Below are 26022 nucleotides of genomic sequence, written 5' to 3'. Positions count from 1 at the left end.
GGATTAAAAATGAGTGATTACTCACTTTATTATTTATCGAAAGAGGTGCAGACCATGACATCCGCCACATCGATTCAAGTGCAAGGAGTCAGCAAGCAATTTGGTGAGAAAACGGTTCTGAAGAACATTACGCTTGCGGTTCCTCGTTCACAGATTTTTGGACTCCTGGGTCCTTCCGGTTCGGGTAAAACAACACTTGTCCGCATGATCGCAGGCATTGATGCCCCTACATCCGGTCAGGTGACCGTACTTGGCCAGAAGATGCCACAGCTAGCTATGCTCTCCCAAATCGGCTATATGGCGCAATCAGATGCCTTATACACCGAATTGACGGCGCAGGAGAACCTGGCTTTTTTCGCAGCCTTATATGGACTCAAAGGCGCCAAATGCAAGCAGCGAATTGAAACGGTCATGGAGCTTGTTAATTTGAGCGATCATCTGAAGAAGCAAGTCAGCAACTATTCGGGAGGCATGAAGCGACGGTTATCGCTTGCCATTTCCTTGCTCCATGAGCCAAGTATACTTATTCTCGATGAACCTACCGTAGGGATTGACCCTGTCTTACGCAAATCGATCTGGCAGGAGCTGACGAATCTGAGTCTGAATGGCACTACTATTCTTTTGACCACACATGTGATGGATGAAGCAGACAAATGCCATCAACTCGGCATGATTCGAGACGGAAGTCTCACCGCCATAGGCACGCCTGAGGAGTTAAAACACGCGACCTCTTCCTCCACGATTGAAGAAGCATTCTTAGTGTATGGAGGTGCTCACGCATGAGAATTCGAGCCATTGTTATACGCATTCTTCGCCAATTTTTCCATGATAAAAGAACGCTCATGATGATGCTAGTAGCTCCTATGCTCATTTTGTTCATGATGTCCTTGGTTTTCAATGGCAACACCTATGTGCCCAAACTTGGCGCCGTAAATGTTCCTGCCCCGCTCATTCAGAAGCTGCAGGATTTGAACGCGGAGGTTACCGTCTACACGGCAGAAGAAGCGCAAACAGAACTGGATAATGTTCACTTAGATGCTGTGCTCGTCATGAATGGAACTACACCGCAATTAACCCTGGAAGGCAGTGATCCAAGCAAGAATAAAGCTGTTCTTTTCCTGTTACAAAAAGCATTGCAAAACTCCGCCCCGACAGGCACCGCAGCCGCACTTGCACCAACGATAACGTATTTACACGGTGCCGCTGATATGGCCGCTTTTGACAATTTCGGACCGGTACTTATTGGATTTTTCGTTTTCTTTTTCGTCTTTCTATTGTCAGGCGTGTCCTTCTTGAGAGAACGTACAGGCGGGACCTTGGAACGATTGCTCGCTACACCATTGCGTCGATGGGAGATCGTTGTGGGGTACATCCTTGGTTTTGGAATCTTCACTACCTTGCAAGCGACACTTATTGCTTGGTTTGCAACGAGCGTCCTCGGCCTGATGATGGTAGGATCCTTCTGGTATGTGCTGCTGATTACCCTGTTATTGGCTCTTGCTGCGCTCTCACTGGGAACGCTAATTTCTGCCTTCGCGAACAATGAGTTCCAAATGATTCAGTTCATCCCGCTCATCATTGTGCCTCAGGTCTTCTTCTCCGGATTGTTCAGCTTGGATACAATGTCTGTCTACCTACGTTGGATTGGTCATTTGATGCCGCTGTACTATGGCGCCGACGCTCTGCGGAATATTATGATTCGCGGCGCAGGCTGGGATCGCATCTGGCTTGATGTGCTTGTACTTGCAGCCTTTACCCTCGTCTTTATGATCTTGAATATTGTGGCATTAAAGAAGCATCGTAAGATATAATGGATGGATGTCTAGAACGGAGAAAGAGGTGAATGCAATGTCCGAGATCGAGCCATGGTTAACTGAACTGCTGCGTCTGAACGACGAAGAAGAGAAAATGACCGATAAACAGATTAAGATTGTTCAAGCGGCTGTGGAGATTTTCTCTGAGAAAGGTTTTGCAGGCTCCTCTACAAGCGAGATTGCCCAGAAAGCTGGCGTCGCGGAAGGCACGATCTTCCGTCATTACAAAACAAAAAAAGAGCTGCTTCTCTCGATCGTAGCACCGATGATGTCCAAGCTCATTGCACCATTTGCTGTTAAAGATTTTACGAAGGTTTTGGAAGCTGATTACCCCGATGTCGAGCAATTCCTACGTGCGATTATTGTGAATCGCTTAGAATTTGCGCGAAGGCACTTTCCAGTCATCAAAATCTTCATGCATGAAATCCCGTTCCACAACGAGCTTCGCGAACAATTCAAAGAAACAGTGGCAGTTCTAGTGCTGGAGAAAGCTTATAAAGCCATTCGGCATTTCCAGAAGCAGGGGCAAATCATTGAACTCCCTGCGCCAACTACAATGCGTCTGATCGTCTCCACGATAGTCGGCTTTCTCATTACTCGTTTTCTTCTCGTCCCTGATGCGGACTGGGATGAAGAGAAAGAAATCGACTATACGATTAAGTTTATTTTGTATGGTCTGTCGCCACGATAGCAGTTGAGTGGAGTTAGTCGATTTTTTCTACTTGCAGGAGACCAAACGCCACAGGAGGCCGCTATTTGTAAGTCGATTTTATCGACAAACACCTAACCTTATGGAGAAAAATAACCAAACAAAAAGCTGCACATCCCTCTCCTTCCGGAGATATGGATGTGCAGCTTTTTACGTTAAGCTAAACCGCTCGTTGCGCGGTAGTTTGGCGATCAACCATAATGAAGCGCTGCAGCAGCAAGATCGCAGCTAGGCAAAGCACGCCGCCGATGATGAACGGCAGCGAGTGGGCGATCGCGAACACCGCTCCGCCAAGGAGCGGGCCTGCTATGCGGCCGAGGCTATCCATGGAGGAGCTGAGGCCTGTCGCGACGCCTTGTCCAACCTTCGTACGCTGCGTAATCAGCGACGTCACACACGGTCTGATCAGCGCGTTGCCTGCGCCGAAGACTGATAAGTAAATTGCAGCGGTTACGACGCTGCTGGAGTACAGCAGCAGGAAAAAGCCAGCTGCTGAGAGCAATAACCCGATGCCGATGACGAACTGTTCGGCACCTTGCTTCACGAGGCGGCGTACAACGCCGCCCTGGATCAAGGCGCCGACGATGCCGCTCGCGAGGAACATCATGCCAATGTCAAACGGCGTAGCGCCGATTTTGTCCATTTGATAATACTGAAGCGTTGCTTCAAGTCCTGCCAACGTGAACGACACGAAGAATGACAATACGTACAAGTACTTAGAAGCACCATCGAAAGCAGTCCAGCGCGAAGGTGCTTTTTCTTTCGAAGATCTGCGCTTGTCCGATGTCAAGAATTCTTTAAGTATCGCAGCTGCTAAAAGGAACGAAGCAAATGAAAGCGCAGCAGCTACAAAGAATGGCGTGTACGTTCCCCATTTGCTAACAATCCCGCCAACTGCTGGTCCGAAGATAAAACCTAGCCCAATCGACATCCCAACCATGCCCATACCTTTGGTCCGATTCTCTGCGGTTGTAATATCTGCTACATAAGCTACAGCACAAGCCGTCGCCGCGCCTGAGAATAAGCCGCCTAGAATACGGGATACATACATGATCCATAAATGATCATTGGCGAAGCCGAAAATTAAGAAACTCACACTAAAGCCTAGCAGTCCGATGAGAATTATCGGTCTACGCCCAATACGATCCGATAAGCCTCCCCAGATGGGAGACATTAAGAAGGAAGCTGCTGAGTACACCGACAAGAGTACGGCGTTATGAAACTTCGCTCCCGCTCCAGTCACGACTTCTGGCAACACTGGAATGATAATTCCGAAACCAATAAAGATCGTCATCAGCAACAACATGATGATTCCAATCTGTTTATTCATGATGCATTAAGCCTCCAAACCAATTCTTTTTCCTTATCGTACCATACCTTTTTTGGGGATGGAAATGAACATTTGAAGAACAAGTAACAAGATAAGTACAAATCCACTTGTAAGGAAAGGCGCATGATATCCGTATACGTCCCAAAGCTTACCCGACACAATAGGGCCTACGATCATCCCACATCCTTCAATCGTGAGGAAAAAACCCCAGACTGCCCCTCTTTTCTCAGGTGGAATGGCAGAAGCAATCAACGCATTCCAAGAAGGAATAATGAAAGCATAACCTACACCAAGCAGCGCCACTAAGATGTACAGCATGCTCATGGATTTCACGTAAGTGAAAAGAAGTAAGGCTGCTGCACTAAGTGTAAACCCGATAAGTAAAAACGGGCGAATCCCTAAGCGGTCTACCATTTTGCCCATTGGAATCAGAAATATGACGGTAACCGCACCTCCAGCGACCAAAAATAGGCTGTATTGAAAAGAAGATAGCATCAATACTTCTTTGGCATATAGCGTTAGAATCGGTGTTAATATCCCAAGAGCAAATGTCTGAGCAAACATAGCCGGAAACATCAGTGGACTGATCGACATCGATTTCCGAACCTCGCTTAAATAGGTAGATACACGATGTAACCAAGTAGGCTTTTGTACGTGATGCAACTTGAGGGCAACCTGTTCCTCTTCTAAATCACGAGCGGTGTTAGCTACCTTCTGTTTGCGTGGAAGCATGAGCGCGACCAGCACGACTACTGTCATACAGCCGATAAGCAGCTTGAATGCAAAGGCATAGTTATTCTCACCAACGAAGAAGTTAATCGCCACAGGACCAAGCCCTACCCCAGACAACCATGCCATATAAACGACACTCATGATCGTCGCTTTCCCCTCATCGCCTGCTACTTCAGTCGTTCCTGTAATAACACATGGCCACAATGGGGCTGTCCCAAATCCGAGTAGTGCACAACCAACGATCATCCACAAATATTGGGTTGTGATTGCCATGATAATAACGGAAAGGAAAGTCAACAACACACCTGTTAGCATAGTCACACGATAACCTAGCCGATCAATAATCCAACCCACAGGTGTACGTAATACATTATCGCCAATATATTGCGCAGCCAACGTCCATCCGATAACAAATGCAGAAGCACCGAGCGCTGTTGTCATGTAAACCGGCAAAACGGTTAAAAGTAAGGCTCCCTTTACAAATTCTACGACGAACATAATAATTAACAATTCCATCACAAATGGTGAGAAAAGCCGATTATCCCGCCATTTTCGCATCCAAATCATCCGATTTCTCCTTTTTTTTGCCTATTTATACTTCTTCGTGTTAGTTTGACCCCATTTTGTGCAAACTATTTTGAAAAAATTAACTTGCATCATATCTCTAGTTTGATATACTCATTTTGTTTGTTGCAACTTTTGGACAAGCAATCCACGATAGAAGGGAAGCGATAATCAGGTGGATCATACCCGTACACCCCTGTTCTCTGCATTGCTTGCGCATGCGGAAAGAAATCCAATTCAGTTTCACATTCCTGGCCATAAAAAAGGAGTCGGCATGGACCCGGAGTTTCGTGCTTTCATAGGCGATAATGCCCTTTCCATCGACCTCATCAATATAGCACCGCTAGATGATCTTCATCAGCCGATGGGCGTTATTGAAGAAGCTCAGAAGCTGGCTGCACATGCGTTTGGCGCGGATCACACGTTCTTCTCTGTGCAAGGCACGAGCGGAGCGATTATGACAATGATTATGACCGTTTGTTCCGAAGGCGATAAAATTATCGTGCCGCGGAATGTCCATAAATCCGTACTAGCCGCAATTATTTTCGTTGGAGCTAAGCCTGTTTTCATTCAACCTGCACGTGATAAAAATCTAGGAATTGATCACGGCATTCCGACTCGTTCTGTTCGCCGTGCACTCGAAAAGCATCCGGACGCGAAAGCCGTACTTGTCATTAATCCTACCTATTATGGCGTATGTACGAACCTTAAGGAAATCGTAGATCTCGTGCACAGCTACAATATGCCCGTTCTTGTAGATGAAGCGCATGGTGTGCTTATTCATTTCCACGAGAAACTGCCGATGTCTGCTATGGATGCTGGTGCTGATATGGCGGCTACAAGTGTACATAAGCTTGGTGGTTCCATGACGCAAAGCTCTGTCCTCAATGTCAAAGGAAATCGCGTGAATCCGAAACGTATTCAGACGATCATTTCGATGCTGACTACGACGTCAACTTCGTATATTTTACTAGGTTCGTTAGATACATCTCGCCGTCACCTTGCTCTGAACGGACGTGAAATGGCAGAACGCACGATTCAGCTTGCTCACTACGCGCGTAAGCAAATCAACGAGATTCCGAACCTCTATTGCTTCGGGGAAGAAATCCTCGGGGATGAAGCCACTTACGCTTATGATCCTACCAAAATCTGCGTACACGTTCGTAAGCTAGGTGTCACGGGCTTTGAAGTAGAGAATTGGCTGCGAGATCACTACAATATCGAAGTCGAGATGAGTGACATGTACAACATCCTCTGTCTTTTCACACCAGGAGACACACCAGAGAATGTAGACATTCTATTAACGGCTTTGCGAGAGTTATCTCACATCAATGATGATGTTGCCGAAGTTAAAGAAGTTGTCATCAAGGTTCCTGCAATCCCACAATTGACATTGACACCACGTGATGCTTTCTATGGAGAAACGGAAATCCTTCCTTTTAAAGACTCTGCGGATCGAATCATTGCTGAATTTATCTATGTGTACCCGCCCGGCATTCCGATCTTGCTCCCTGGTGAAGTAATTACCCAAGAGCTAATTGATTATATTGTTGAGCATGTAGAGGTCGGATTACCTGTTAAAGGGCCTGAAGACCGTAGTGTCCAACAGGTGAAAGTGATCGTAGAAACACAAGCCATCTTCTAAGCTCTCTACTCTGAGGGATATATTGTAAAACCGTTTACATGATGCTATGATATGGGTGATGTTTTGCGAATGAGGTGATCAAGGAATGGCTCAAAGCGCTTATATTAAATTCGTAACAGGATCCGCTGTCGCGGCACTTACCTTGGATGAAATCAAGGACAAGCTGCTGCATTATCGGGATCAACTTAGCCTGACAGCCAAACAGCTTGGTTGGGAATATGACGAAGCCGGATTCCCTTATACGATTGAGACGAAGCCCGAAGGCGAAGGCAAATGGTTTTATTTGAAAGGCACCAACGCTTTATATCATACAATCGTTGTTGGGGTCGGTTCTGAACAAAACCAGGAGCAAGAGCGCCAGTTCGTGCAATTCGTATTACCAGACAATGCTACACATGGTGACAAGAGCAAAGGCAATGAATTCTGCAAATATTTGGGCAAACTTCTGAAAGCTGAACTTCATCTATTTAACGGTAGAATCATGTATTTCAATCCTAGAAAATGAATAAACACAAACAGAAACCCCCTAACAGATCACTCTGCTAGGGGGTTCTTATGTATAGCTCTTATTCTTCGCCTTCTTGAGCCACGATTTCATTGTAAATCGTTACTACACGTTCCCACTCTTCTTCATCTTCAATGTTAACGAGGAATGCATCTTCGTCCTCTTCTTCAACACGGAAAATCACGCCGTCTGCTTCAGGATCATTACGATCGAGTAAAACAGCATACGCTTGCTCCTGAGATTGGAAGGTATATACCATGACCATTTCATGTTCTACACCGTTCTCGTCCGTTACGATAAAAACGTCTTCCCCTTGCTCGTCGTGATCGTGGTCACAGTCCGGGCCGTGCACATGCTTCTCATCGCTCACAGGCAGAACCTCATTTCATTAAGTAATAAGTTACTTAAATATCCTAACATTTTCATATTAAGAGGTCAAACCAGATAATCCCTGCTTGCGTTACTCCGATTGAATTTGCTTTTCCGAAACGACAGAGTACTCATTGCTTCCATTTTGCTGCATAGCAAATTTAACAACATAGGTACCCGCTTCATCGAATGAAACACCATATACAGGTACCTTCAACCAGAACGATTCTTTGGAATCGGAGATTGATTTATCGACAGGTGTAATCACACTTTTTCCACTTGGAGAAACAATGGAAACGCGAACGGAATTAATGCCTGTTTTCAAGTTGTCTACCTGTGCGAACACGATAAAATCCGCTTGTTTGCCTCGTTCAACAACGCCGAAAGGGACGATCGCCGAATCTTTACGAACTTCCGTAGTAAAGAACATATGTACATTGGGCTTAAACAAATAAGCTGTTTTACTCGCATCATCCCATCTGAGAAGGGACTGTAGAGCATCGCTCATTGCACGTAATGGAAGTACCGTCTTGCCATCCACAATAAGCGGCGGAACATCGGAATCTGCGAATTCCTTCGTTTGATTGTTTACGACTAATCTAGCGATACTATACCCTTTATAATCCCCCCATATCGATGAGGCTACTACCGCAGCCGTACTTAAAACAAAGAACACAACCATCAACGTAAAAATGCGCTGAACTTTCATCTCTCTTTAACCTCCAACCTCGTTAGTCATCTGTCTGTCTGCATCTTTATACGCCGATGTTTAGGAAGAGTTGCGATGAATTTAACATTTTGCAATAAAATTAAGTACACGCTTAATATATGCTTCTGATTCAAGCTGAAAGGAACCGACATGCCCTGCTTTCTCTGTAATCCATAGCTCAAAATCCTCTGGATGACGCTTGTACATCTGGGAACTATTGGTATAAGGAATGGCTTGATCGTCTTTACTGTGAATGAACAAAATCGGCCTTGGCACAATTCGGTCAACGGCAGCTAATGCATCAACAGCATGGGGATTCACGCCTATCAATTTTGGCAAAATAAATAGAATCAACGGGGTAAAAGGGTAGCGTGGAAGCTTCGACCACACCGGTAAATTTTCTTTGAGATAAGGGAGCAATTGGCTGAATGCGCTGTCCGTAATGACACCTGCCACATCTTTCGCCTCAGCAGCAGCTAAGATCGACGACGTGCCTCCCATCGAAAATCCAAGTAATATAATTTCCGTTGGTTTGCAAGCATAGCTCTGGACCCAATCGATAGCACCAAGGATGTCTTCCTTCTCTAGGAAGCCAATTGTCGTTGTTTTCCCTTCTGAACGTCCTGAGTTCCGAAAATCAAACATCAGAACATGATAGCCAGCATTCACAAGTGCTTGAGCCAATGACAAGGCTGGAAGACCTTTTTCTAGTCGTGTACCCGCATAACCATGTGACATGATGACTGTCTTGGTTTCAGGTAAAGACTGCGCTTGGGGCGATTCCAAGTACCAGCCATCTAACAGTACCCCCTCTGTTCGGCTTGGGAATGAGACATCCTTTCGGTGCAAGTTATAATTCTCTGGGGTATCATCCACAATCTTCCGTTTAGGATGCGTTAGTTGCCACCCCACATAGGTTGAAAGTCCAACAACACCAAGCACAATCAGCAAAAGAATACCACTAACTAGTAACCCAATCATTTTGAAATCAACACCTTCTATTTGTTTACTTTCACTATACTGTTTCTTTATTTCTATATATAGTGGTTGAAAGTCAGCAACCTCCCATGTTACATTAGAAAAAGATGGATTTTGTCGAAAATTGGAGGACACTGAATGAGTTTGCAAATTCAAATGTTGGGAACCGGCAGTGCCTTTTCCAAATTGTATTACAATACAAGTGCATTAATTCGAACTACCGATGCCACTATTCTTATTGATTGTGGACCCACAGTGCCTAAATCACTTAGCGAGATTGCGATAGAGCTAGATCAAATTGATGGAATTTTCATTTCACATATTCATGCTGATCATATAGGTGGCCTTGAAGAAGTAGCCTTTCGTTTATTCTATCAATATAACCGCAAACGCTTGACGCTTTATGTTACAGAGGCATTAGCTGGAGTTCTTTGGGAAAATAGTTTGAAAGGCGGACTTTATAATCCGGAGGATGGTTTCCATCAGCTTCAGGACTATTTCGAACTCGTTTTTCTACAGGAAAGAGTTCCTTATCAACTATCACCTGAGCTTACAATTGAAATCGTCCCTACCTTGCACGTTGCTCAGAAACTTAACTATTCGATTTTTATTAATCACCGGACATTCTATAGTGCTGATTTGCAATTTAATAAAGACTTTCTCCTCAACGAAGTTGCCCATACAAGAAATTGTCACACCATTTTTCACGATTGTCAATTAAGCGGACCAGGCTATGTTCATACAACATTGGAAGAACTACTTACCCTCCCAGAGGATATTCAGAAACTCATATATTTGATGCATTATGACGATCACATGACAGAATTCATTGGTCAAACAGGTCCCATGACCTTTATCCACAAACATGAAATCATCAAGATCTCCGATTGATCTTGCTGCAAGCTGAAGCCTTGAGAATTAATTTTCTCAGGGCTTCTTTCGATAATTCCCCCCATCATTTCTCATTTTTTTTTCGTGAACAGCAGGGATTTTATGACAAGCATAGAACATGTCACAAGAGTGTATGAACGGAGGAAATTTCCAATCGGGAGCTGATACGGTGAATATCAATGGGTTTTATTATGTGTATGTAATCTTGTATGGCCTATATACGATTTATCTGCACGCGGACTTGAATATCCCTTTGTTTCTTCTAGCTGTTTGTCTATTTGTCTTATCCGTTCGATTCCACTCTTCACATCCGGCTATACCTTGGCTTCAACTACTCCTTCTTGGTTCACTTCACGTACTTGGACAATCTGCCTTATGCTATCCTTTATTTTTATTAGCGCTTTCACATTATTCCTACAAGGAAGAAAATAAGTGGAGAGCATGGGGACTATCCGTAAGCGCCATGATCATTTATTTATCTACGGTTAATTCCATCACACATTCGGCATCTAGAGAAAACATGTTTGGATTTATGAGTATCCTCGACTTTGCTGCCGTCACTTGGCTAACACGAACCATCCATCTCCGCAGTGGCAAATTGGAACGTATCCGCAATGAGCGTCATTTATTAACGCAAAAAGACTCCCTTACTGGTCTCTATAATTATGAAGAATGTCATCGAAGACTCGAGCAGCAAATCAAACTTCATCAGCCCCTTGTGCTGTTTCTTATCGACTGCACGGATCTGAAGGCAATGAATACCTCTGGTGGATTTCAAGCTGGTAATTTCGTGCTAAAGCAAATGGCTGATCTCCTTCAAATCCTATTCAAAGAAGCACTATTTATCTCGCGATATGGCGGCGATGAATTCGCTGTCGTTATGCCGCTTAACAAAGATTTTCTGACAACAGCCTCCTATCAACAGAAGCTGGATTCTGAACTCCCTAAGCTTACTGGGATTCAAAATACATATGGTATTGCCATCTTTCCACAAGACGCGCTGACGAAAGATGATCTTATTTTGCACGCAGAGCATAATCTATTTATGAAGAAACGTGAATCTTGGTTAAAACGCGAAGAGCAAATGCAGCGCTCAGAGAAACTGCGTGTCGTTGGCGAACTAGCTTCTGGTATGGCTCATGAGATTCGAAATCCCTTAACAACGGTGAAAGGTTTTCTGCAATTATCAAAAGCAAGCGATTACAATATTGAAAATTGGTACGGACTCATCATGGATGAGATTGATCGGATGAGTGATTTAACGGGTGAGTTCCTTCAATTCTCTAAGCCACACCAAACTGTCTTTCAAACCCATTCGTTGAATGAATGCGTGCTCAAAGTTATTTCGCTCATTGAGTCAGAAGCGACCAGCTCGGGACATGAGATCCATTTTTATGAGTCAACCTATGCCGTTCACATGCTTATGGATCAAGATAAAATGATACAACTCTTGTTAAACATGATGAAGAATGCTTGCGAAGCCATGGAATCAAACGGTTCCATCCACATGAAATTAAGCCGCGATCAGAAGAACGCGACTTTAGTCATTGCGGATAATGGTCCTGGCATACCGAGTGATCAACTCGACAAGATTTTCCATCCCTTCTTTACAACCAAAGAAACGGGTACAGGTTTGGGATTATCGATTTGCTATAAAATCGTACAGGATCATCAAGGTACATTAGAAGTAGAGAGTGAGCTCGGTATAGGGACGCGATTTATTCTTACTTTCCCACTTGCCGTTAATATGACCAATGGGAATGACAATTCAGCTGTAAGTTAAAGAGTTTTCTTCATTCTGACATGCAGAATTCCGGCATCATAGAATGGCTCATCGGAGATCACCGTATAGCCTAACTGACTGTAAAAGCCCTCTGCTTGACATTGCGCATCTAGAATCGCATATTTGCAACCTAGCTCGAGAGCCTGTTGTTCCATAGCATGTATGAGTTGTTTCCCAAGCGATCTTCCTCTATACGCTTTCAAGACAGCGACACGTTGCAATTTGGCTGTTGCTTCTTGGTATTCATACCATCTGGAAGCCGCAATCGGAACTTCACCATCCATGATGAGCAAATGATGGCAGGCTTCAGGAGACTCGTCCTTTTCATCCATCTCAAGATCTGCGGGTACTTGCTGTTCATCCACAAATACGTTAAATCGCACAGCAAAACAAGCTTTCAGTTGATCCATTGTTGTAACACGAATCGTTTCCATGTGGGCATCTTCCTCTCTAAGATCGTTTCTTGATCTTATCCCATTCCGGAAAAGTTGTCCACAGGAGTGATTATACCTTTTACTTTCGTTCCAACAAGTAGCTGCAAGCACCAATCGCAAATCCTAACAGAGCACCAGCTGCAACTTCCCGTGGTAAATGGCCTAATCGTTCCTTTAGCGCTTTCCTTCTTCTGGCGTGATAAATCCCCGGGTGCTGCAGTGCAATTCGCTCAACCTGTTCGTCTAAATCATTCACTTCTACCGCGATTTCGCCAGCGGATCTACGAATGCCCATCGCATCATACATGACGACAGCACCGAATATGGAGCTAACCGCGAAATCTATGGCTGAAAAGCCTCTTTTCATCCCAATGTAGGTAGCGAGGGCCGTAACGCCAGAAGAATGCGAACTCGGCATTCCACCAGTTTGAACCAATTGTGACCAATCCCATTTTTTACTGAACATATACGTTAATGGTAATTTGATGGCTTGAGCGGCACCTATACCGATCACAGCTGTAGTCAATGCTCGATTCATTTCCATTCACCTCACTACTAGCATCCATCACAGGTTTAGATTCTATGCGCAAAGTTTGCTATACTAGACACATTGATTCTTTTGTAAGGAGTGTGACTGATGAATATCGCTTTTTTCCTGTTACCTAAATCCGAGGTCATTACCGCGACTCCACAAGCAACCCTTCGTCAAACGTTGGAGCGCATGGAGTACCATCGATATACCGCTGTTCCGATCCTTTCTGATGATGGTCATTATGTAGGAACCGTTACGGAAGGAGATTTACTTTGGTTTCTCAAAAATGCAGCGCATATCGGCTTTGAGAACGCTCACCGCCATGTACTTGAAGAGGTTCCTTTACGTGTTAAAAATAAACCCGTTCATATTCATGCTGACATGGTTGACCTGATTGATTTGGCAAAAGCACAAAACTTCGTACCTGTCGTCGATGATTCCGACAAATTCATTGGAATTGTCAGACGTAGCGAAATTATCGAGTATTGCGCCAAACAAATGAATTTACAAGCCAACGCTGTACAGTCCTAATTTTATTACTTTATAGGCATAGTAAAAAGGCTGAGAGAACTCAGCCTTTTTTGTTTTTTTACATGGGATAAAGTTACTGCACTTGTCCATTGGAAGAAGCCTTGGACGAGACAAATTCGCTCGCCCAATCAACCATCCCATTCATTAATGTCAAAATGAGATTCACCGCATCCTTTTCCGTTAGCGAGCCATTCGATTGACTGCTGACGTACTGGGACGTCTTTTGTTCCAGTTTCACGACTAAATCTTTAATTTTCAAAAGTTCATTCGCCAAATCAGTGACTTGCTGATTATTTGAATTCCCTTGGTCTGATTTCATATTTTGACCTTGATTTTGACCTTGATTCTGATTCTGATTCTGATTCTGATTCTGACCCTGTGGTTGGCCTTGAGCTTGTGATTGACCTTGACCTTGACCTTGACCTTGACTTTGGCCTTGGCCTTGACCTTGGGACGTATCTTGTGTCGAGTCGTTTGACGAAGCAGTTCCATTGCTAGAGGAAGCTTGCTGCTGCCCCTGGCTGTCTTGTGAGCCTTGCGCACTTGATATCAACATTTTTTTGACTTGCTCTAATTCAATGAGTACCATATCATTTTGTTTGGTTAATTCATCCATTTGCAGCTTGAGATCCTGTGTTTTGATCATGTTGTCGAAACCCTTCCTTCCCTTATTTCACAGCACCGCATGCAATCCGCTTACCCGAATTGCCAGATGGATCTGTTTTCAAATCATCTGCCTTCTCATGAATAACTAAACTAGTTCCGCCCGGTTTAAATAGCGAGTTAGGCTTATCCTTTTCTAAGACGACGGCTTTCGTAACACTGCTAAATCGCCCATTACCTTGTGCATCTACAATGAGATTTGGCAAATCACCGGCATGTGCACCCTTCGGATTAAGGAAGCCATGCTCCTTCATATGTGGATTGAAATGCGCTCCTGCCGAATCAAACGTTGGTGCTTCACATATAGCCTTCTCATGAATGTGCAGACCATGAAGGCCAGGAGAAAGTCCGCTGACTTCTACATCCATCTGTACACCGTCTCTAACAGCGGTTAATTGCGCAGAACCTACTGATTGGTTATTAGATCCTATGAGCGCTACACGAATCGTTTCCGGCGATGTGGTGGCCTCTGATACTGAGGTACTTCGAACTGACTGGCACCCTGTCACTATCATGAGACCCAAGCTAGCCGTCATCATCATTTGAACTGTTTTCATATTGTACAATCCTCCTGTAAAACCACACTTTGGTATATTCTACCCTTAGGATGCACAACTGCCCTTCACGATAACCACATACCAACTAACAAATTTTCTAATTCATCCTTTGAAAAGACAAAAAACCTGCAATCTTTCGATTACAGGCGTCCTCTTCCATGTTCGTTTTAAATGAGATTATAAAATAGTCATAAGCTTAGCGATGATTTGTAGGTTTTCTAATTTTCGTTTGTAAAAGTGAAATTCCACCTTCGTATGCTCAACCGCGTCTTCCATCTGTAAAACCTGTTTCTGCAACTCTTTCGTGTATGGCCATAATTCCGCCTGCCGCTGCAGCTCATTCTTTCCTGTTACTAGCCCTTCACCAATCACTTCATACTCCTTCGTTAGAAGCATATGCTTTGCCCAATTCAATTCAGATACGGCATCGACATAAATGGCTTCCGCTTGTTTCAATAACTCCGGTACAAGTTGTAGCTCTAAAATAACATCCGACCGATTCATTCGGATTCCTCCTATGAGTTTTCATAGAAACTCAGCATAGTAAAACAATAAATATTGTTGCCTAGCCTCATTTATATTCATAGTAAAACAAAACATGCACACCAGCTGAAACCCGCGAAAATAGCGGATTTTCTCCTTGTATTCGACTTGTTTTGCAAGACAATTCCGCTATAGAATGACAAAACTATTAAGTCTACATTAAATCTGATAGATTCGCTCTCAACCTACTTGTATAACCTATTAGAAGTGCTACAATGTTACTATACGTATCAGAGGAGGTGACAAAAATGAGCCAAGAAGAAGAAGTAGTACAACAAAATGAGCAAGAAGAAAACTCTGCTGAATCCACTGAAGAAGTGGTAAGTCAAGAGGCTGAAGAAGTAATCGCTGAAGCGATTGAAGAAGCAGCTGCTGCAGAGGAAGAAGCAGAACAATCCGAAGAATAATGTAACCGTTATCATACATGATCAAATATCCCCCTCAACTTCACAGTTGGGGGTTTATTGATTTTACATACTAAAAAATTTATTTTTTTTGATTTCAACGAATAAATAATCTGAACATTCAAATAATACAGGTGTACCAATAAAAAGGAGATGATTTTGAATGGCTAACAGATCAAACACTTTAGTCGTACAAGAAGCAAAGGCAGCACTTGATCAAATGAAGTATGAAGTCGCTCAGGAAATTGGTGTCCCTCTCTCCCCTTCTGGTTACAACGGTAATTTGGCAACACGTGATGCTGGCTCAATCGGTGGCAACATCACAAAAAGATTAGTGCAAATGGCTGAACAATCTTTAGGCGGCTACAAACGCTAATCCTTTGATGTAGGAGCAAGCTCAAAAAAGACTGAATCACTCTATCCTCCTTAGAGTGACTTTCAGTCTTTTTTCTCTTTCCTTCAAATTCCTCCGATTTTCCTTGAATTTCCTCACCAGTTTACACTAACATCTATAATTAATCCTCTGGTTTTAGTATGATAACCTTGCTCGGATACCCGAAAAAGGAGTGTTGAAACCATGACCACGCAATACGAAATTTTCCGCGATCCTTTCCGCATGTTAATTCTTCTGGCCACATTAGTGAGCGAAAAGCAAAACGAATCAGCCCTGCAATTTGACAAAGTACCTTTTTTTGAAAATGATACCTTTCTTATTCAGCATGACAAGTTTGTGTACAAGAAAAATCTTACAGAAATCACTTGGTTTCAATTTTTGGGAAGAGACATCGCTTGCAGTAAAGACCTCACACGTGAAGAGTATAACAAAATGTTCGTTGATTGCCTTGCGTCCTTATACCACATCACATAAAAAAGAAGGAGTAGATCACTTGGATCTGCTCCTTCGCCTATTTCCATTACTTCTTCTTCACTTCTTCTACAAAAACGTCACTTGCGTCGCGCGTGCTTCCGAGCTCAAGAATCGTATATTTCTTCTCGCCGATCATGATCACATCTTCCACTTCAGGCAGTGGATCGCCAAGGTATACCGTACCTAAATACACATTACTACTCTTCAAACGTAAATTCCAACGATGTTGTTGTTTCGTCATAGCCAATCCTCCCAAACTCTAATGTTCTCAAGTTACCATAAATTCACGCAAGATGAAAGCTATACTAGGAAACATCGCTGAATTATGGTACATTAATTTCACTTCCATGACCAGAGAGGCTGACATCTTGCAATGACATCACGAGGAATTACACCGGATGAGCTATCCCTTCTACTCGCTAAAGAAACAGATTCTCCACTCGAACAATCGGAGCCATTCTCCTTCATTCCGCGGTCCAAAAAGAGACGAAAACCTTATTCCATCCTGCATAAGCTGATCTTTTTCTGGCGGAAGTAACGCAGCCCAACAATTGACAATCTCTCGTTTTTTTGGTATATTGATACCTGTATCTATAAACGACTTGTTAGCTCAGCTGGGAGAGCACTATCTTGACAGGGTAGGGGTCAGTGGTTCGAGCCCACTACAGGTCATACCGCGAAAGACGATTAAACCCTTGATTCATAAGGGTTTTTTTGTTTCCTAAAATTATTAGTATTGGGAAACATAATTTCAGGGGGCATTTTAGGGGGCATAAAAATGATTGAAACATTTTTGCCACAAGGAAAGAAGTGTCTCAATCAGTTTGCGAAAAAAAAGGGAGCATGATAAGTGCCCCACGATAAATCTTCTATGCTTTCTTCCGTCTCCTCTCGTCAATCAATACTTTCAGTAACAATAAATCCTTGTATACTAGAGTCTTATCTCTCACCGATTGAACCCATTGCCATTCCTCTAATGTGCCTTCGTTATAAGCATCACCCAGATTAGCATCCAATTCTGTCCATGCCCAATCTTCGTATTCAAGTACTTTATTCATAACGTCATCCTCTTCTAATTCTGGTAACTTCGCACCTTTAATCAAGTCGTTAATGCTTAAACCAAAGCACATTTCAAAGTGTGGAAAATCAACGATACCTTCCTTCTGATATGTCCAATCTCCACTACAAACAAATCCTAATAACTTACCAATCTCTCCAACTCTTCTCCACTTGTCATTAACTGTCCACAAGACGTTGTAACCGTCATCAGCAATCAAGGCGAAGTCAATGCTAGACCGTAGTTATGATAGCTATATCCAGCCCTAGCATTCGTTACAATTGATCCTACTGTTGTCCTCCCTTGAGCATATAAGGCTGCTTGCTCATCCATTGTGCGCAATCCTTGAACTATTACAATGTTAATACCTTCGCCATACGTGGCTATAATCAATTGTCTTGCCCTCTGAGCAACAGTAGAATGTAGTTTGCTAACTCGTGCTTCACTCTTGGCCAATATTTGGGCGAGATTTAGCATCAAACTCCACTCTTTCCTTTAAACACCCCGAGATCATCTTAGATTCAACAGTTACACCTAATACAATCGACGCAGCATAACTAATTACATTAGCATAAAAATCAATTTCGGTATCTGAAATTCCATGTCCGTAATGACCAGCAATCATGTTACCGATACCACAGATCGCTAGTACGAGAGATAAATAACGAAGTACTTTAACTTTATCAATAACCATTTTTTATTTCTCCTTTTAATAATTCTAGACACAGCAAAAAAGCCACTCCGTGGTTGGAGTGACTTGTAAAATTAGCAAAGTTGATGATTTGGATCAAACCAAACTACGTTAAATACATTACCGATGAAGAAGCCGTGAATTCTGCCATGTTCATTGACTGAAATTGCAAACTGCCAAGGTTTATCGACTATCTCATCCTCTTTGGGTATGCCAAATGACTTCTCGGTCGATCTGTCCCAGTCAATATCATGGAATCTCAAAGTATCTCTTTTATCATAAGATGAACAGAGTCTTTGTACCGTATGCGAAGATATACCCTTCATTCTTTCGATAAACTTTAAAAAATATGTAACCTGCCTATCACTAATTTGAAACTTTTCATGATTGACATCAAGATATTTGAATGAGAACTTGACTAATGAATCATAGCTTTGAATATCTTCTTTATTACTACCCACTCCAGAAGCCTTCCTATCTTCATGGACAGGTTTTTTGAATTTTTTAGCCAATAGGAGTCACATACTCTCTGTAATAATTTATCATCCATTGGTTCTCGATGGCATTATCACAGGGCATATCGTCAGGCAATCCTTTTCTAGCAATTCTCCAAGGATCTTCTTTATGTGTTTGAGACTCAAGTTCATACGCAGTCATTCCAAAATATTCGTCAACAATATCATCCATAAAGCCTGCTGTGCTAGATCCAACTTCTTTATTGAATTTATCTATAAAGTCTTGATTCAAATCTTCACGAATGATCGGTTTCCAACTATGCTTTTTATAAATATTGTACAAGTCTCTTATGACAGGGCCGTGAACCCATGCTTCGAATTTTGCATCAAATAACTCTTCGCCATAAATAGCTAAATGCCATGCTTGTGCATAATAGCAAAGTTTTTGTAGTTTTAAGTTTGAAATTAAGTTTCCTGTTTCATTTGACAAACTAATAAAATAATCAGCCACATCATTAAAAGTGACCTTCGACATATAGATAACCTCCAAACATTACTTTTAAGATGAATAAAAACACGAACAAAATACGAACAACAACTCACATATATTATGCCACATTTACGTACTTTTGTATACATGATATTGTCAAGTAGTGGAAATAATACAAACAACCACTCACACCTTAGCCAATATTAGGTAACTCAATTGTCTGTCCAGCAAGTGAGTGAGTGCAATCGGGTAGGTATTGGATGGTACCGTTAGTAACAAAGGAGTGACAGGTGTAATTACTTCCATAAAGCAGCGATTGCAACCACAACAGCAACAACAGCCACTTGTCCCCAAGCAGGAGCAAGTTGTTTGTTTGCTTTACTATTGTCGCGGATCTCACTTAGTCCACGTTCTAGACCATCGATTTTTTCGTCTCTGAGTTAAACTCGCTCTGTAGAAGATCCTTGGTTACATGAATATCATGACAGTAATTGGGATCCAAAGAGTTAGAGCCTCGGGAAAGAGATGGCGTGCGAGTTACCAGGAGAACGGTGTTTTAGGCCTGAAGGATACGAGAAGCCAAGAATCATTGCTTTATCCGTTTCTTGAAAGTGTCACTAAGTTCGAACTCAATCTGCTCCTTGAAGTGCTCCGCTATTAATCGGATTGAGTATGTTTTGCTTTTGGATCCTAGTTTGTAGCAACCTTCACGTAGTGGAGAAAGCTTTGCACTTCTCAAAGTTGAAATAAAAAACTAGTGATCGACTTTCTCCGCTCTGTTTACTGCCTTGTACAGCTTTTCGAATGCTATGTTCACCCGAAGGACAAATAACAAAGTTAGCGTCTTTGTTGTATTCGAAGCCTTCTTGTTTTAAACCTCCACTATGAACAATTGAGTTAAGAGGAACAACTAGTTGAATCTGTTCTTCCTTCATTTCGACCAAGTTATCTTTACCAGAGTAGGCCGTGTCTGCAATAACTTCCGTAATCTTCATACCATTTTCTTGTGATTGTGCTAACAGTTTTGGGAATTGTTTACCGTCATCCGCACTACCAGCTGTTAAGACTACGGCAGTAATTATCTATTCTTCCGTCATAGCCAAGTGTTCTTTGTAACCAAAGAATGATTTATATTGCTTTTCCATCCAAACCTTGCATCTGGATCTATCGCTGAAAGAATCCCTTTTTGAGAAAGTAAACGCTCATCCTCCACAATTTGCTACTCAATTCGTAGTTTCTCCAATAAGGCACCTTCATGGTCAGGAACCATTTCTTCAACCTTTTCTCCCAATGCAGGTAGTTTCTTCTGCAACTTCGGGTGTCGTTTGATTACCGTTCGAAACAGTCGCTTGGCAGCATCTCGAAGTACATCTAGTGGACGTTGTTTTTGACTCGCGGCTAGCGTATGAGTTGCATCCATAATGATAGTTATGGATTTAATTAGACCTTGTTCGATACATTGCTGAACAACTCGCTTTAACACAACGTCTACTTGACTTGCACCTAAGCGGTGATTACGAAAACGAGATAACTGTGATGAATCTGGAAGTGCATCTTCTGGATTAAGCCCCGCAAACCATTTGCATGCAAGATTAACCTGTGTTTCCTGAATGATTCGCTCGTCAGAGAGATTGTAAAGGATCTGAAGAAATACTAGCCGAAAAAGCAGCTCCGGCTCATTAGCTGGTCTGCCATAGTACACACAATATGAGTCTTTAACTAGTTCGCGAATAAAGCCGAAATTGACAGTTTCATTAATTTTTCAAAGCAAGTGATCTTTAGGAATGAGTTTATATAATTCCGCATGAAATGATTCGGTTAATTGTTTGCCAGAGGATAACATGAAATTTCAGCTCCGCTTTTCCTTTTCTTCCATTATACAACAAACCCAGTACCTATGCGGCACTGGAGCTGTTTTTACAGATTCTGTATTCGTTTTGCAGTGGTCTCCACTATTGGCTGCTTTTTTCGTTATCTGTATTATCTAAAGCCTGTATAATATTTTTTAATCCTTCATCTGTAAATTCCAGATCATTATTAATCCAACCAAATTCCTCACAAAGTGCGATTAATTCATCATCTTTAACTTCTTTAAGTCTAGTATTTATGTAATCATTAAATTCCCCTATTGTTAAATATTCCAAAAAATTTTCATTTATGTTTAATATAGGAATAATTGTTCGTCTTATATATTCATGTAAACTAACTGGAGGCTTATGTTTTGTCGCAAGGTTAATTGCACTATTGTTATTAATATAATCATCAAAAAGTAATTCCGAAATAGTACCATCCTTCTTTGTTCGAAAATGTGATCTAATGAACTTTCCGCTGCTTATATTTTCATTCACCCACATCAATGTTTCACGAACACTTTTAATTTCATTAATTTGTTCATCAATAACTTTTTGTGAAGTATTGATTTGGAAAAATTTGTTAGCAAAATCAAGAAACTGGTCAGTTTGATACATGTAAAATCCAACATTTGCTTTTCTTTTCATTTCTTGAATTAATGATGGCTGTGGCCCAATTATTTTTCCACTTTCTTTCTTCCACCAATCTTCTTTAACATCATCAGTTACAAGAATTATCGATTTATTTTCTTGAATTGCTTTCTCAAGAATTTGAAACCATAAAATTAGATCTCCAAATTTACTTTCCAGTACTAAATCATCAAAATATTTTTTCTCTGTTTTTGAAATATCTTTATACCCTGGTGGAATTTTATTTATATATCTTTTTTCGCCTATTTCATTGATTTCGGTAAGTTTTTCCTGTGTATAAGGATCTCCAATTCTATTTGACAATAAACTAGTAAGCTTATCACCAATTTCATCATTATTAAGCAAATTCGGATGTGTTTCCTTCTTTGTTTTTATTTCAAAGCAGAGAACATCAACAGTTTCTTTAATTTTTATATATATGTCACTGACATCGATAGTTAAATGACGAGAAAATTTATCAATTTCAGATTTGATTTCGTTTAATTTTGAAAGCAAGATTTTGTTGATATTGTCGTATGCATTTTCTTGCTTAATAATTTCAGTAAGCCTATTTTCTTGATATTCCAATGCAGCTTGATGTGGGACCCAGAGTCGATCATTAATTACTTCGAATATTGTAAATAGTGAATCTCTAAGATGACTAGAATACCTATAACAATTAAGAAGTACATTAGCATCAAAAACAAAAATAGCTTCGTTCCACAATTGATCAAATTCTTGTACAGTTGGTCTATAATAACTTATGAATTTTTCTCTCAACTAAATCACCATCACATAATGAATTCAATCAGGAAAATTATAACAGAAGTTGAATTGGTTATCTATAAAATTATGACTTGAAATAATAAAGAATTGGTCACATTTTTGGTCACATAAAGTAAATAATTACAGGATACATGAGGTTACTCATTACTTAATAACTGCTTCTACTTTAAATAATTGCTTACTATAAGTACTCCTCAATTAATCTTGACAGGGTAAGGGTCAGTGGTTCGAGCTCACTACAGGTCATATATAACAGAAACCCGTCAAGCCTAGTGCTTCGCGGTTTTTTTTTTCCCATCACAATCGTTTAACTACTGCTGCATCAACCTCCCTACACTTCTCCCCAAATGCAAAAAGAACCCCTTCCAGGGGTTCTTAAACTAAGATCTCTACACCTTAAATCTATCAACCACATCTTGCAAACTTGTCATCTGATCATGAAGCTCGATCGATTCTTTATGTACACGCTCAAACATTTGACCGAGCGTCTCCACGTTCGCCAAAACTTCCTCGGAACTTGCTGCCGTTTCTTCGGAACTCGCGGAGGAGAGCTCAATAAAGCCAACGATTAAGTTTTTACGGTTATCAACATGTGCCATATCTGCCGAGATACTTTCAATGGATTCATGGATTTGTTGCAAAGAGGAATGAATGAAATCAAATGTATCTGATGTCTGCCCTGCGTTCTCTTCTTGTGAGCCTACGATGTGAAGTGACTGCTCCATCGCTGCGGATGTTTGCTGTGCAGAATGTATGACATTCTCAATCAGCGTCTGAATATGCTCAGATGCCTCACCTGCTTGAACGGAAAGTGTTCTCACCTCAGCAGCAACTACGGCGAATCCTCGGCCGTTTTCCCCAGCCCGTGCTGCTTCAATCGAAGCGTTAAGCGCGAGCAAATTCGTTTGTCTCGAGATACCGTGAATCGTGCTGACCATCTCTTTAATGGCGTCAATATCCTGCATAAGTATGCTTACGCTGGACGCTACTGCTTTGGTCACAATAACATTATTGCGGATTAACTCGATCATCGCGCGCATCGCTTCCGCCCCATGCTCTTCCTTCTCACGAATAATGGCACTATTATTCTGTAGAATGTGAACATGTCCCTTCGTGTCGTCAATCAATTCAGCCAACTCGTGAACGCCCTTCAACCCATCCTCCACGACTTCCGCCTGGCTTGAAGCGGCTGTTGCCAATTCGTGAATGGTTGTATTAATTTCATGCGAAATCGTATTGGTTTGCTTCATCGAATCTTTAATATGATCGGCATTGCCTTTACTCAGGCTCGCAGATTGTTTAACATCTTTGACAATCACATGAATTTTCTCAATAAATTGATTGGTCGCTGTCGACAATCTGCCGATTTCGTCCATTGAGGTATCGGGAAGCCTTCTTGTTAAATCTCCATCCCCCTGAGCGATCGCAACCATCGCGGATTGCAGTCTCTCCAGCCTTTTGAACTCACGGCTAACAATATAAAATAATACTGCGCCTGCGATCAGTAAACCTACCAAAGTGGTAATACACGTCGTGTAAAAGAAGTTTGTTAACACTTGCTCCGACAATGTCAGTACCAGCACTTGACCTGTCGACAAAGCTCTAAAATAATACTTGGCTTTCGTACCATTGTACGACATCGACTTATACGCTTTGTGGTCCCCAGCTAAACTTACGCTAAGGGAGTCAAGCAGCTTCGGATCTAACTGCGAGATAGCATCATCGGATGAGGCAACGAGTTTGCCCGTGGAATCAACGACGCCCGCGAATAGCACATCTCCGCCTAGCTCCGACTTTAATTGCGTCAGCACTGGCTTCGCTCCTATTTTACTATCGAGTTCAGTTAGCGTAGCCCCATCTCTTCCCGTTTGTACAATACGTGGCGATGTCCAACCGGACACTCCCACATATTTATACACTTTTGGATCGACACTTCGCTGTTGAGCCGGTTGTGTAACAACTTTTTGCTTACCAGAAATTAAATCCATGAACTCATAGGCTTGATTTTTAGGATCAGCACCGAAATTGAAATCAATCTTTTCGCCCGCATTCGTCAGTACCAACTGACCCTGTGCATTAGTAATCCAAAATTCATCTATACCGGAGCGCTCGGCTATTTCAACAGCTTGCTTATAGGTCATCGGGATTTTATCGTATATATACGAAAGAAGGGCAGCTTGTCCGACCATCTCCTTCTCCATCACACTTTCCGTTGTCTTTCTCGCAATTATCGCGTTTTCAATGCCAATTCGAGCTGTTTCTAGTGTCCTGAAGCCTTTTTCATGAAGACTTTCAGCCGTCTGCTGATACGTTATTGCCGCTGTTCCTACGGACACTGCAAACAACACGAGCATTAAGGGCCAAATGATTTTGTACTTGATTGATTTGATAGCCATCTTGTTCTCCCTTTTCTGAAATTTCTATGATTCCACCTGTTCTCCTTCGCTATTTTCCAACATATTCCTGCAATAATATCTATCATTCGACGGAAGGTTGTAATTTTGTAGGTCAATAGTACTAAAAAAAGCTCTCCAGAAGTAGAAATGATCTACTCCCAGAAAGCCCTTTAACACCTTTTTTACAGATTTAGCATGCTACGTATTGCACCTTTTGTCTCCTCGATCGCCATTCTCAGTGGCTCCGTCTCTCCTTGATAAGGGTGAACACTCCCAAATGTATGGTTACCCCCTGGAATTTTCACCCATTGAATGTCTGGGTTGTTCGCGACTAGCTTCTCAGAACCTTTGAGCAACCGCTCCCCATCTTCCATGCCTTGAACAAGTGTAATTGGGAAGCTCGCTTCACGAATTCTGCCAACAATATCAAATCTCTCTTCGTTGCGTTCCATATCTTCTAGGATTTCAAGATGGAGCGGCATCATCTGCTTCGTCCGTCCATTCAAGGTATAGGAGTGGCCCGTGGCCCTCATCTCCGCTTTATTCTCAGGTGTGAGCAAATCGACATGAGCAATCCCATTCCAGCTGATGACGCCAGTAATTTCCGTAGGATGATCCAACGCATAGATCAAGCTCACACCCGCTCCTCTGCTATGACCCAGTAAGAGAATTGGCTTATCCGTGCCTACATGTTTATGAATATCCGCAATAATAACTTGTATATCCTCTAGATCTTTGGTATATGTATCACCTGCGAATTTCTCAAGCTCGGTAAAATCCATCAAATTGTCCCCCACTCCATTATGGGAAAAATTCAAAGCAACGACATCAACAGCTTCCGCTAATTCGCTTGCGACATGGGGGAACATCCCCCAGTTTTTGAAGCCTTTATAACCATGCAAAAGCAATAATGTACCCTTACTCGGTTCTTGCCTTGCTTTATAAATATCGCCTCGTACGATACGCTGTTCTGACATATGTAGTTCAAAAGGTATTCCTTTATAGTCCTCCATCTGTTTCTCCTGCCTTTCGTTACCAAATCAATAATCAATCGTATACTTTTGTCATTTTATCACAATCTAACTCAGACAAGACAACTTTAGCCA

30 protein-coding genes, 1 tRNA gene and 1 pseudogene are annotated in these 26022 nt (G+C 42.1%); 12 read left to right on the top strand and 20 right to left on the bottom strand.

Annotated elements, in window-relative coordinates; all coding sequences use genetic code 11:
* Positions 1 to 54: 54 nt before the first annotated feature.
* The 3 genes from GC096_RS30000 to GC096_RS29990 are packed head-to-tail and all read left to right on the top strand — an operon-like array spanning position 55 to position 2505.
* Positions 55 to 783 carry an ABC transporter ATP-binding protein gene (locus GC096_RS30000; RefSeq protein WP_246303050.1) on the top strand — a complete coding sequence of 243 codons (729 nt, stop codon included), beginning with the start codon at positions 55 to 57 and terminating at the stop codon, positions 781 to 783.
* Positions 780 to 1811, top strand: coding sequence for an ABC transporter permease (locus GC096_RS29995; RefSeq protein ID WP_171635435.1), 1032 nt, complete (start codon positions 780 to 782; stop codon positions 1809 to 1811). Before GC096_RS30000 ends, GC096_RS29995 begins: the two co-directional genes overlap by 4 nt.
* A gap of 37 nt (positions 1812 to 1848) precedes the next feature.
* Positions 1849 to 2505, top strand: coding sequence for a TetR/AcrR family transcriptional regulator (locus tag GC096_RS29990; RefSeq protein ID WP_171635433.1), 657 nt, complete (start codon positions 1849 to 1851; stop codon positions 2503 to 2505).
* A 178-nt stretch (positions 2506 to 2683) separates the two neighbouring features.
* Here GC096_RS29990 and GC096_RS29985 read toward each other — a convergent pair whose 3' ends face one another.
* Positions 2684 to 3853, bottom strand: a complete 1170-nt coding sequence (locus tag GC096_RS29985; protein ID WP_171635431.1) for an MFS transporter — start codon at positions 3851 to 3853, stop codon at positions 2684 to 2686.
* 33 nt (positions 3854 to 3886) lie between these two features.
* The gene (locus GC096_RS29980; protein WP_171635429.1) at positions 3887 to 5152 is read right to left on the bottom strand and encodes an MFS transporter; all 1266 of its coding nucleotides are present in this window, start codon (positions 5150 to 5152) and stop codon (positions 3887 to 3889) included.
* A 172-nt stretch (positions 5153 to 5324) separates the two neighbouring features.
* Here GC096_RS29980 and GC096_RS29975 point away from each other — a divergent pair, with 172 nt between their 5' ends.
* Positions 5325 to 6794, top strand: a complete 1470-nt coding sequence (locus tag GC096_RS29975; RefSeq protein WP_171635427.1) for an aminotransferase class I/II-fold pyridoxal phosphate-dependent enzyme — start codon at positions 5325 to 5327, stop codon at positions 6792 to 6794.
* 85 nt (positions 6795 to 6879) lie between these two features.
* Complete coding sequence (locus GC096_RS29970) at positions 6880 to 7299, top strand: DUF1885 family protein (RefSeq protein ID WP_171635426.1); 420 nt, start codon at positions 6880 to 6882, stop codon at positions 7297 to 7299.
* 61 nt (positions 7300 to 7360) lie between these two features.
* Here the strand turns inward: GC096_RS29970 and GC096_RS29965 are convergent, their stop codons facing one another.
* From GC096_RS29965 to GC096_RS29955, 3 genes are all read right to left on the bottom strand, one after another.
* On the bottom strand, positions 7361 to 7669 hold the full coding sequence (locus GC096_RS29965) for a DUF1292 domain-containing protein (RefSeq protein ID WP_171635424.1): 309 nt from the start codon (positions 7667 to 7669) through the stop codon (positions 7361 to 7363).
* A 90-nt stretch (positions 7670 to 7759) separates the two neighbouring features.
* Entirely contained in the window at positions 7760 to 8377 is a 618-nt protein-coding gene (locus tag GC096_RS29960; protein ID WP_171635423.1) for a stalk domain-containing protein, read from the bottom strand.
* Positions 8378 to 8458: 81 nt separating this feature from the next.
* Positions 8459 to 9358: an alpha/beta hydrolase gene (locus tag GC096_RS29955; protein WP_171635421.1), complete on the bottom strand. Its 900-nt coding sequence runs from the start codon at positions 9356 to 9358 to the stop codon at positions 8459 to 8461.
* Between the two features lie 135 nt (positions 9359 to 9493).
* Between GC096_RS29955 and GC096_RS29950 the strand changes: the two genes are divergently transcribed.
* Both GC096_RS29950 and GC096_RS29945 read left to right on the top strand, forming a co-directional pair.
* The gene (locus tag GC096_RS29950; RefSeq protein WP_171635420.1) at positions 9494 to 10246 is read left to right on the top strand and encodes an MBL fold metallo-hydrolase; all 753 of its coding nucleotides are present in this window, start codon (positions 9494 to 9496) and stop codon (positions 10244 to 10246) included.
* A 169-nt stretch (positions 10247 to 10415) separates the two neighbouring features.
* A complete protein-coding gene (locus tag GC096_RS29945) occupies positions 10416 to 12029 on the top strand; it encodes a sensor histidine kinase (RefSeq protein WP_171635417.1) in 1614 nt (537 codons plus the stop codon).
* Here GC096_RS29945 and GC096_RS29940 read toward each other — a convergent pair.
* Both GC096_RS29940 and GC096_RS29935 read right to left on the bottom strand, forming a co-directional pair.
* On the bottom strand, positions 12026 to 12463 hold the full coding sequence (locus tag GC096_RS29940) for a GNAT family N-acetyltransferase (RefSeq protein ID WP_171635412.1): 438 nt from the start codon (positions 12461 to 12463) through the stop codon (positions 12026 to 12028). The genes GC096_RS29945 and GC096_RS29940 overlap by 4 nt on opposite strands.
* Before the next feature lie 79 nt (positions 12464 to 12542).
* Positions 12543 to 13001 (bottom strand): divergent PAP2 family protein, encoded by a 459-nt coding sequence (locus GC096_RS29935; protein WP_171635410.1) that lies wholly within the window; start codon positions 12999 to 13001, stop codon positions 12543 to 12545.
* A 99-nt stretch (positions 13002 to 13100) separates the two neighbouring features.
* Here GC096_RS29935 and GC096_RS29930 point away from each other — a divergent pair, with 99 nt between their 5' ends.
* Positions 13101 to 13526 (top strand): CBS domain-containing protein, encoded by a 426-nt coding sequence (locus tag GC096_RS29930; protein WP_171635409.1) that lies wholly within the window; start codon positions 13101 to 13103, stop codon positions 13524 to 13526.
* A 73-nt stretch (positions 13527 to 13599) separates the two neighbouring features.
* Here the strand turns inward: GC096_RS29930 and GC096_RS29925 are convergent, their stop codons facing one another.
* The 3 genes from GC096_RS29925 to GC096_RS29915 form a co-directional block, all read right to left on the bottom strand.
* Positions 13600 to 14172, bottom strand: a complete 573-nt coding sequence (locus GC096_RS29925; RefSeq protein ID WP_171635407.1) for a hypothetical protein — start codon at positions 14170 to 14172, stop codon at positions 13600 to 13602.
* Positions 14173 to 14194: 22 nt separating this feature from the next.
* Positions 14195 to 14746 (bottom strand): superoxide dismutase family protein, encoded by a 552-nt coding sequence (locus tag GC096_RS29920; protein WP_171635406.1) that lies wholly within the window; start codon positions 14744 to 14746, stop codon positions 14195 to 14197.
* A 177-nt stretch (positions 14747 to 14923) separates the two neighbouring features.
* On the bottom strand, positions 14924 to 15250 hold the full coding sequence (locus GC096_RS29915; RefSeq protein ID WP_056612566.1) for a hypothetical protein: 327 nt from the start codon (positions 15248 to 15250) through the stop codon (positions 14924 to 14926).
* Positions 15251 to 15537: 287 nt separating this feature from the next.
* Here GC096_RS29915 and GC096_RS29910 point away from each other — a divergent pair, with 287 nt between their 5' ends.
* The 3 genes from GC096_RS29910 (at position 15538) to GC096_RS29900 (ending at position 16561) form a co-directional block, all read left to right on the top strand.
* Positions 15538 to 15696 (top strand): hypothetical protein, encoded by a 159-nt coding sequence (locus tag GC096_RS29910; protein ID WP_171635404.1) that lies wholly within the window; start codon positions 15538 to 15540, stop codon positions 15694 to 15696.
* A gap of 160 nt (positions 15697 to 15856) precedes the next feature.
* On the top strand, positions 15857 to 16069 hold the full coding sequence (locus GC096_RS29905) for an alpha/beta-type small acid-soluble spore protein (RefSeq protein WP_056612568.1): 213 nt from the start codon (positions 15857 to 15859) through the stop codon (positions 16067 to 16069).
* A 201-nt stretch (positions 16070 to 16270) separates the two neighbouring features.
* The gene (locus tag GC096_RS29900) at positions 16271 to 16561 is read left to right on the top strand and encodes a hypothetical protein (protein WP_171635403.1); all 291 of its coding nucleotides are present in this window, start codon (positions 16271 to 16273) and stop codon (positions 16559 to 16561) included.
* Positions 16562 to 16607: 46 nt separating this feature from the next.
* Here GC096_RS29900 and GC096_RS29895 read toward each other — a convergent pair whose 3' ends face one another.
* Positions 16608 to 16802 (bottom strand): hypothetical protein, encoded by a 195-nt coding sequence (locus tag GC096_RS29895; protein ID WP_028558119.1) that lies wholly within the window; start codon positions 16800 to 16802, stop codon positions 16608 to 16610.
* 358 nt (positions 16803 to 17160) lie between these two features.
* On the opposite strand from GC096_RS29895, the gene GC096_RS29890 reads away from it, so the two are divergent.
* Positions 17161 to 17233, top strand: a tRNA-Val gene (locus GC096_RS29890).
* A 197-nt stretch (positions 17234 to 17430) separates the two neighbouring features.
* On the opposite strand, the gene GC096_RS38920 is transcribed toward GC096_RS29890, so the two are convergent.
* From GC096_RS38920 to GC096_RS29850, 9 genes and pseudogenes are all read right to left on the bottom strand, one after another.
* On the bottom strand, positions 17431 to 17838 hold the full coding sequence (locus GC096_RS38920; protein WP_246303049.1) for a M15 family metallopeptidase domain-containing protein: 408 nt from the start codon (positions 17836 to 17838) through the stop codon (positions 17431 to 17433).
* A complete protein-coding gene (locus GC096_RS38915; protein ID WP_246303048.1) occupies positions 17835 to 18095 on the bottom strand; it encodes a M15 family metallopeptidase in 261 nt (86 codons plus the stop codon). The genes GC096_RS38920 and GC096_RS38915 overlap by 4 nt, the downstream gene beginning before the upstream one ends.
* Positions 18061 to 18312, bottom strand: coding sequence for a hypothetical protein (locus tag GC096_RS29880; protein WP_171635401.1), 252 nt, complete (start codon positions 18310 to 18312; stop codon positions 18061 to 18063). Before GC096_RS29880 ends, GC096_RS38915 begins: the two co-directional genes overlap by 35 nt.
* 71 nt (positions 18313 to 18383) lie before the next feature.
* Positions 18384 to 18821, bottom strand: coding sequence for a hypothetical protein (locus GC096_RS38910; RefSeq protein WP_246303047.1), 438 nt, complete (start codon positions 18819 to 18821; stop codon positions 18384 to 18386).
* Positions 18814 to 19299, bottom strand: a complete 486-nt coding sequence (locus GC096_RS29870; protein ID WP_171635400.1) for a Panacea domain-containing protein — start codon at positions 19297 to 19299, stop codon at positions 18814 to 18816. Before GC096_RS29870 ends, GC096_RS38910 begins: the two co-directional genes overlap by 8 nt.
* A 544-nt stretch (positions 19300 to 19843) precedes the next feature.
* Positions 19844 to 21097: pseudogene (locus GC096_RS29865) on the bottom strand (IS1182 family transposase); the annotation flags it as partial.
* A 109-nt stretch (positions 21098 to 21206) separates the two neighbouring features.
* The gene (locus GC096_RS29860) at positions 21207 to 22514 is read right to left on the bottom strand and encodes a PIN-like domain-containing protein (RefSeq protein ID WP_171635399.1); all 1308 of its coding nucleotides are present in this window, start codon (positions 22512 to 22514) and stop codon (positions 21207 to 21209) included.
* 395 nt (positions 22515 to 22909) lie between these two features.
* Entirely contained in the window at positions 22910 to 24916 is a 2007-nt protein-coding gene (locus tag GC096_RS29855; RefSeq protein WP_171635398.1) for a methyl-accepting chemotaxis protein, read from the bottom strand.
* 182 nt (positions 24917 to 25098) lie between these two features.
* Entirely contained in the window at positions 25099 to 25929 is an 831-nt protein-coding gene (locus GC096_RS29850; RefSeq protein ID WP_171635397.1) for an alpha/beta hydrolase family protein, read from the bottom strand.
* Positions 25930 to 26022 lie beyond the last annotated feature (93 nt).

The sequence above is a fragment of the Paenibacillus plantarum genome (genome assembly GCF_013141695.1).
GTDB classification, from domain to species: domain Bacteria; phylum Bacillota; class Bacilli; order Paenibacillales; family NBRC-103111; genus Paenibacillus_E; species Paenibacillus_E plantarum.
Note: the sequence above shows the minus strand (reverse complement) of the source record. Positions and strands in the feature narration are given on the sequence as shown.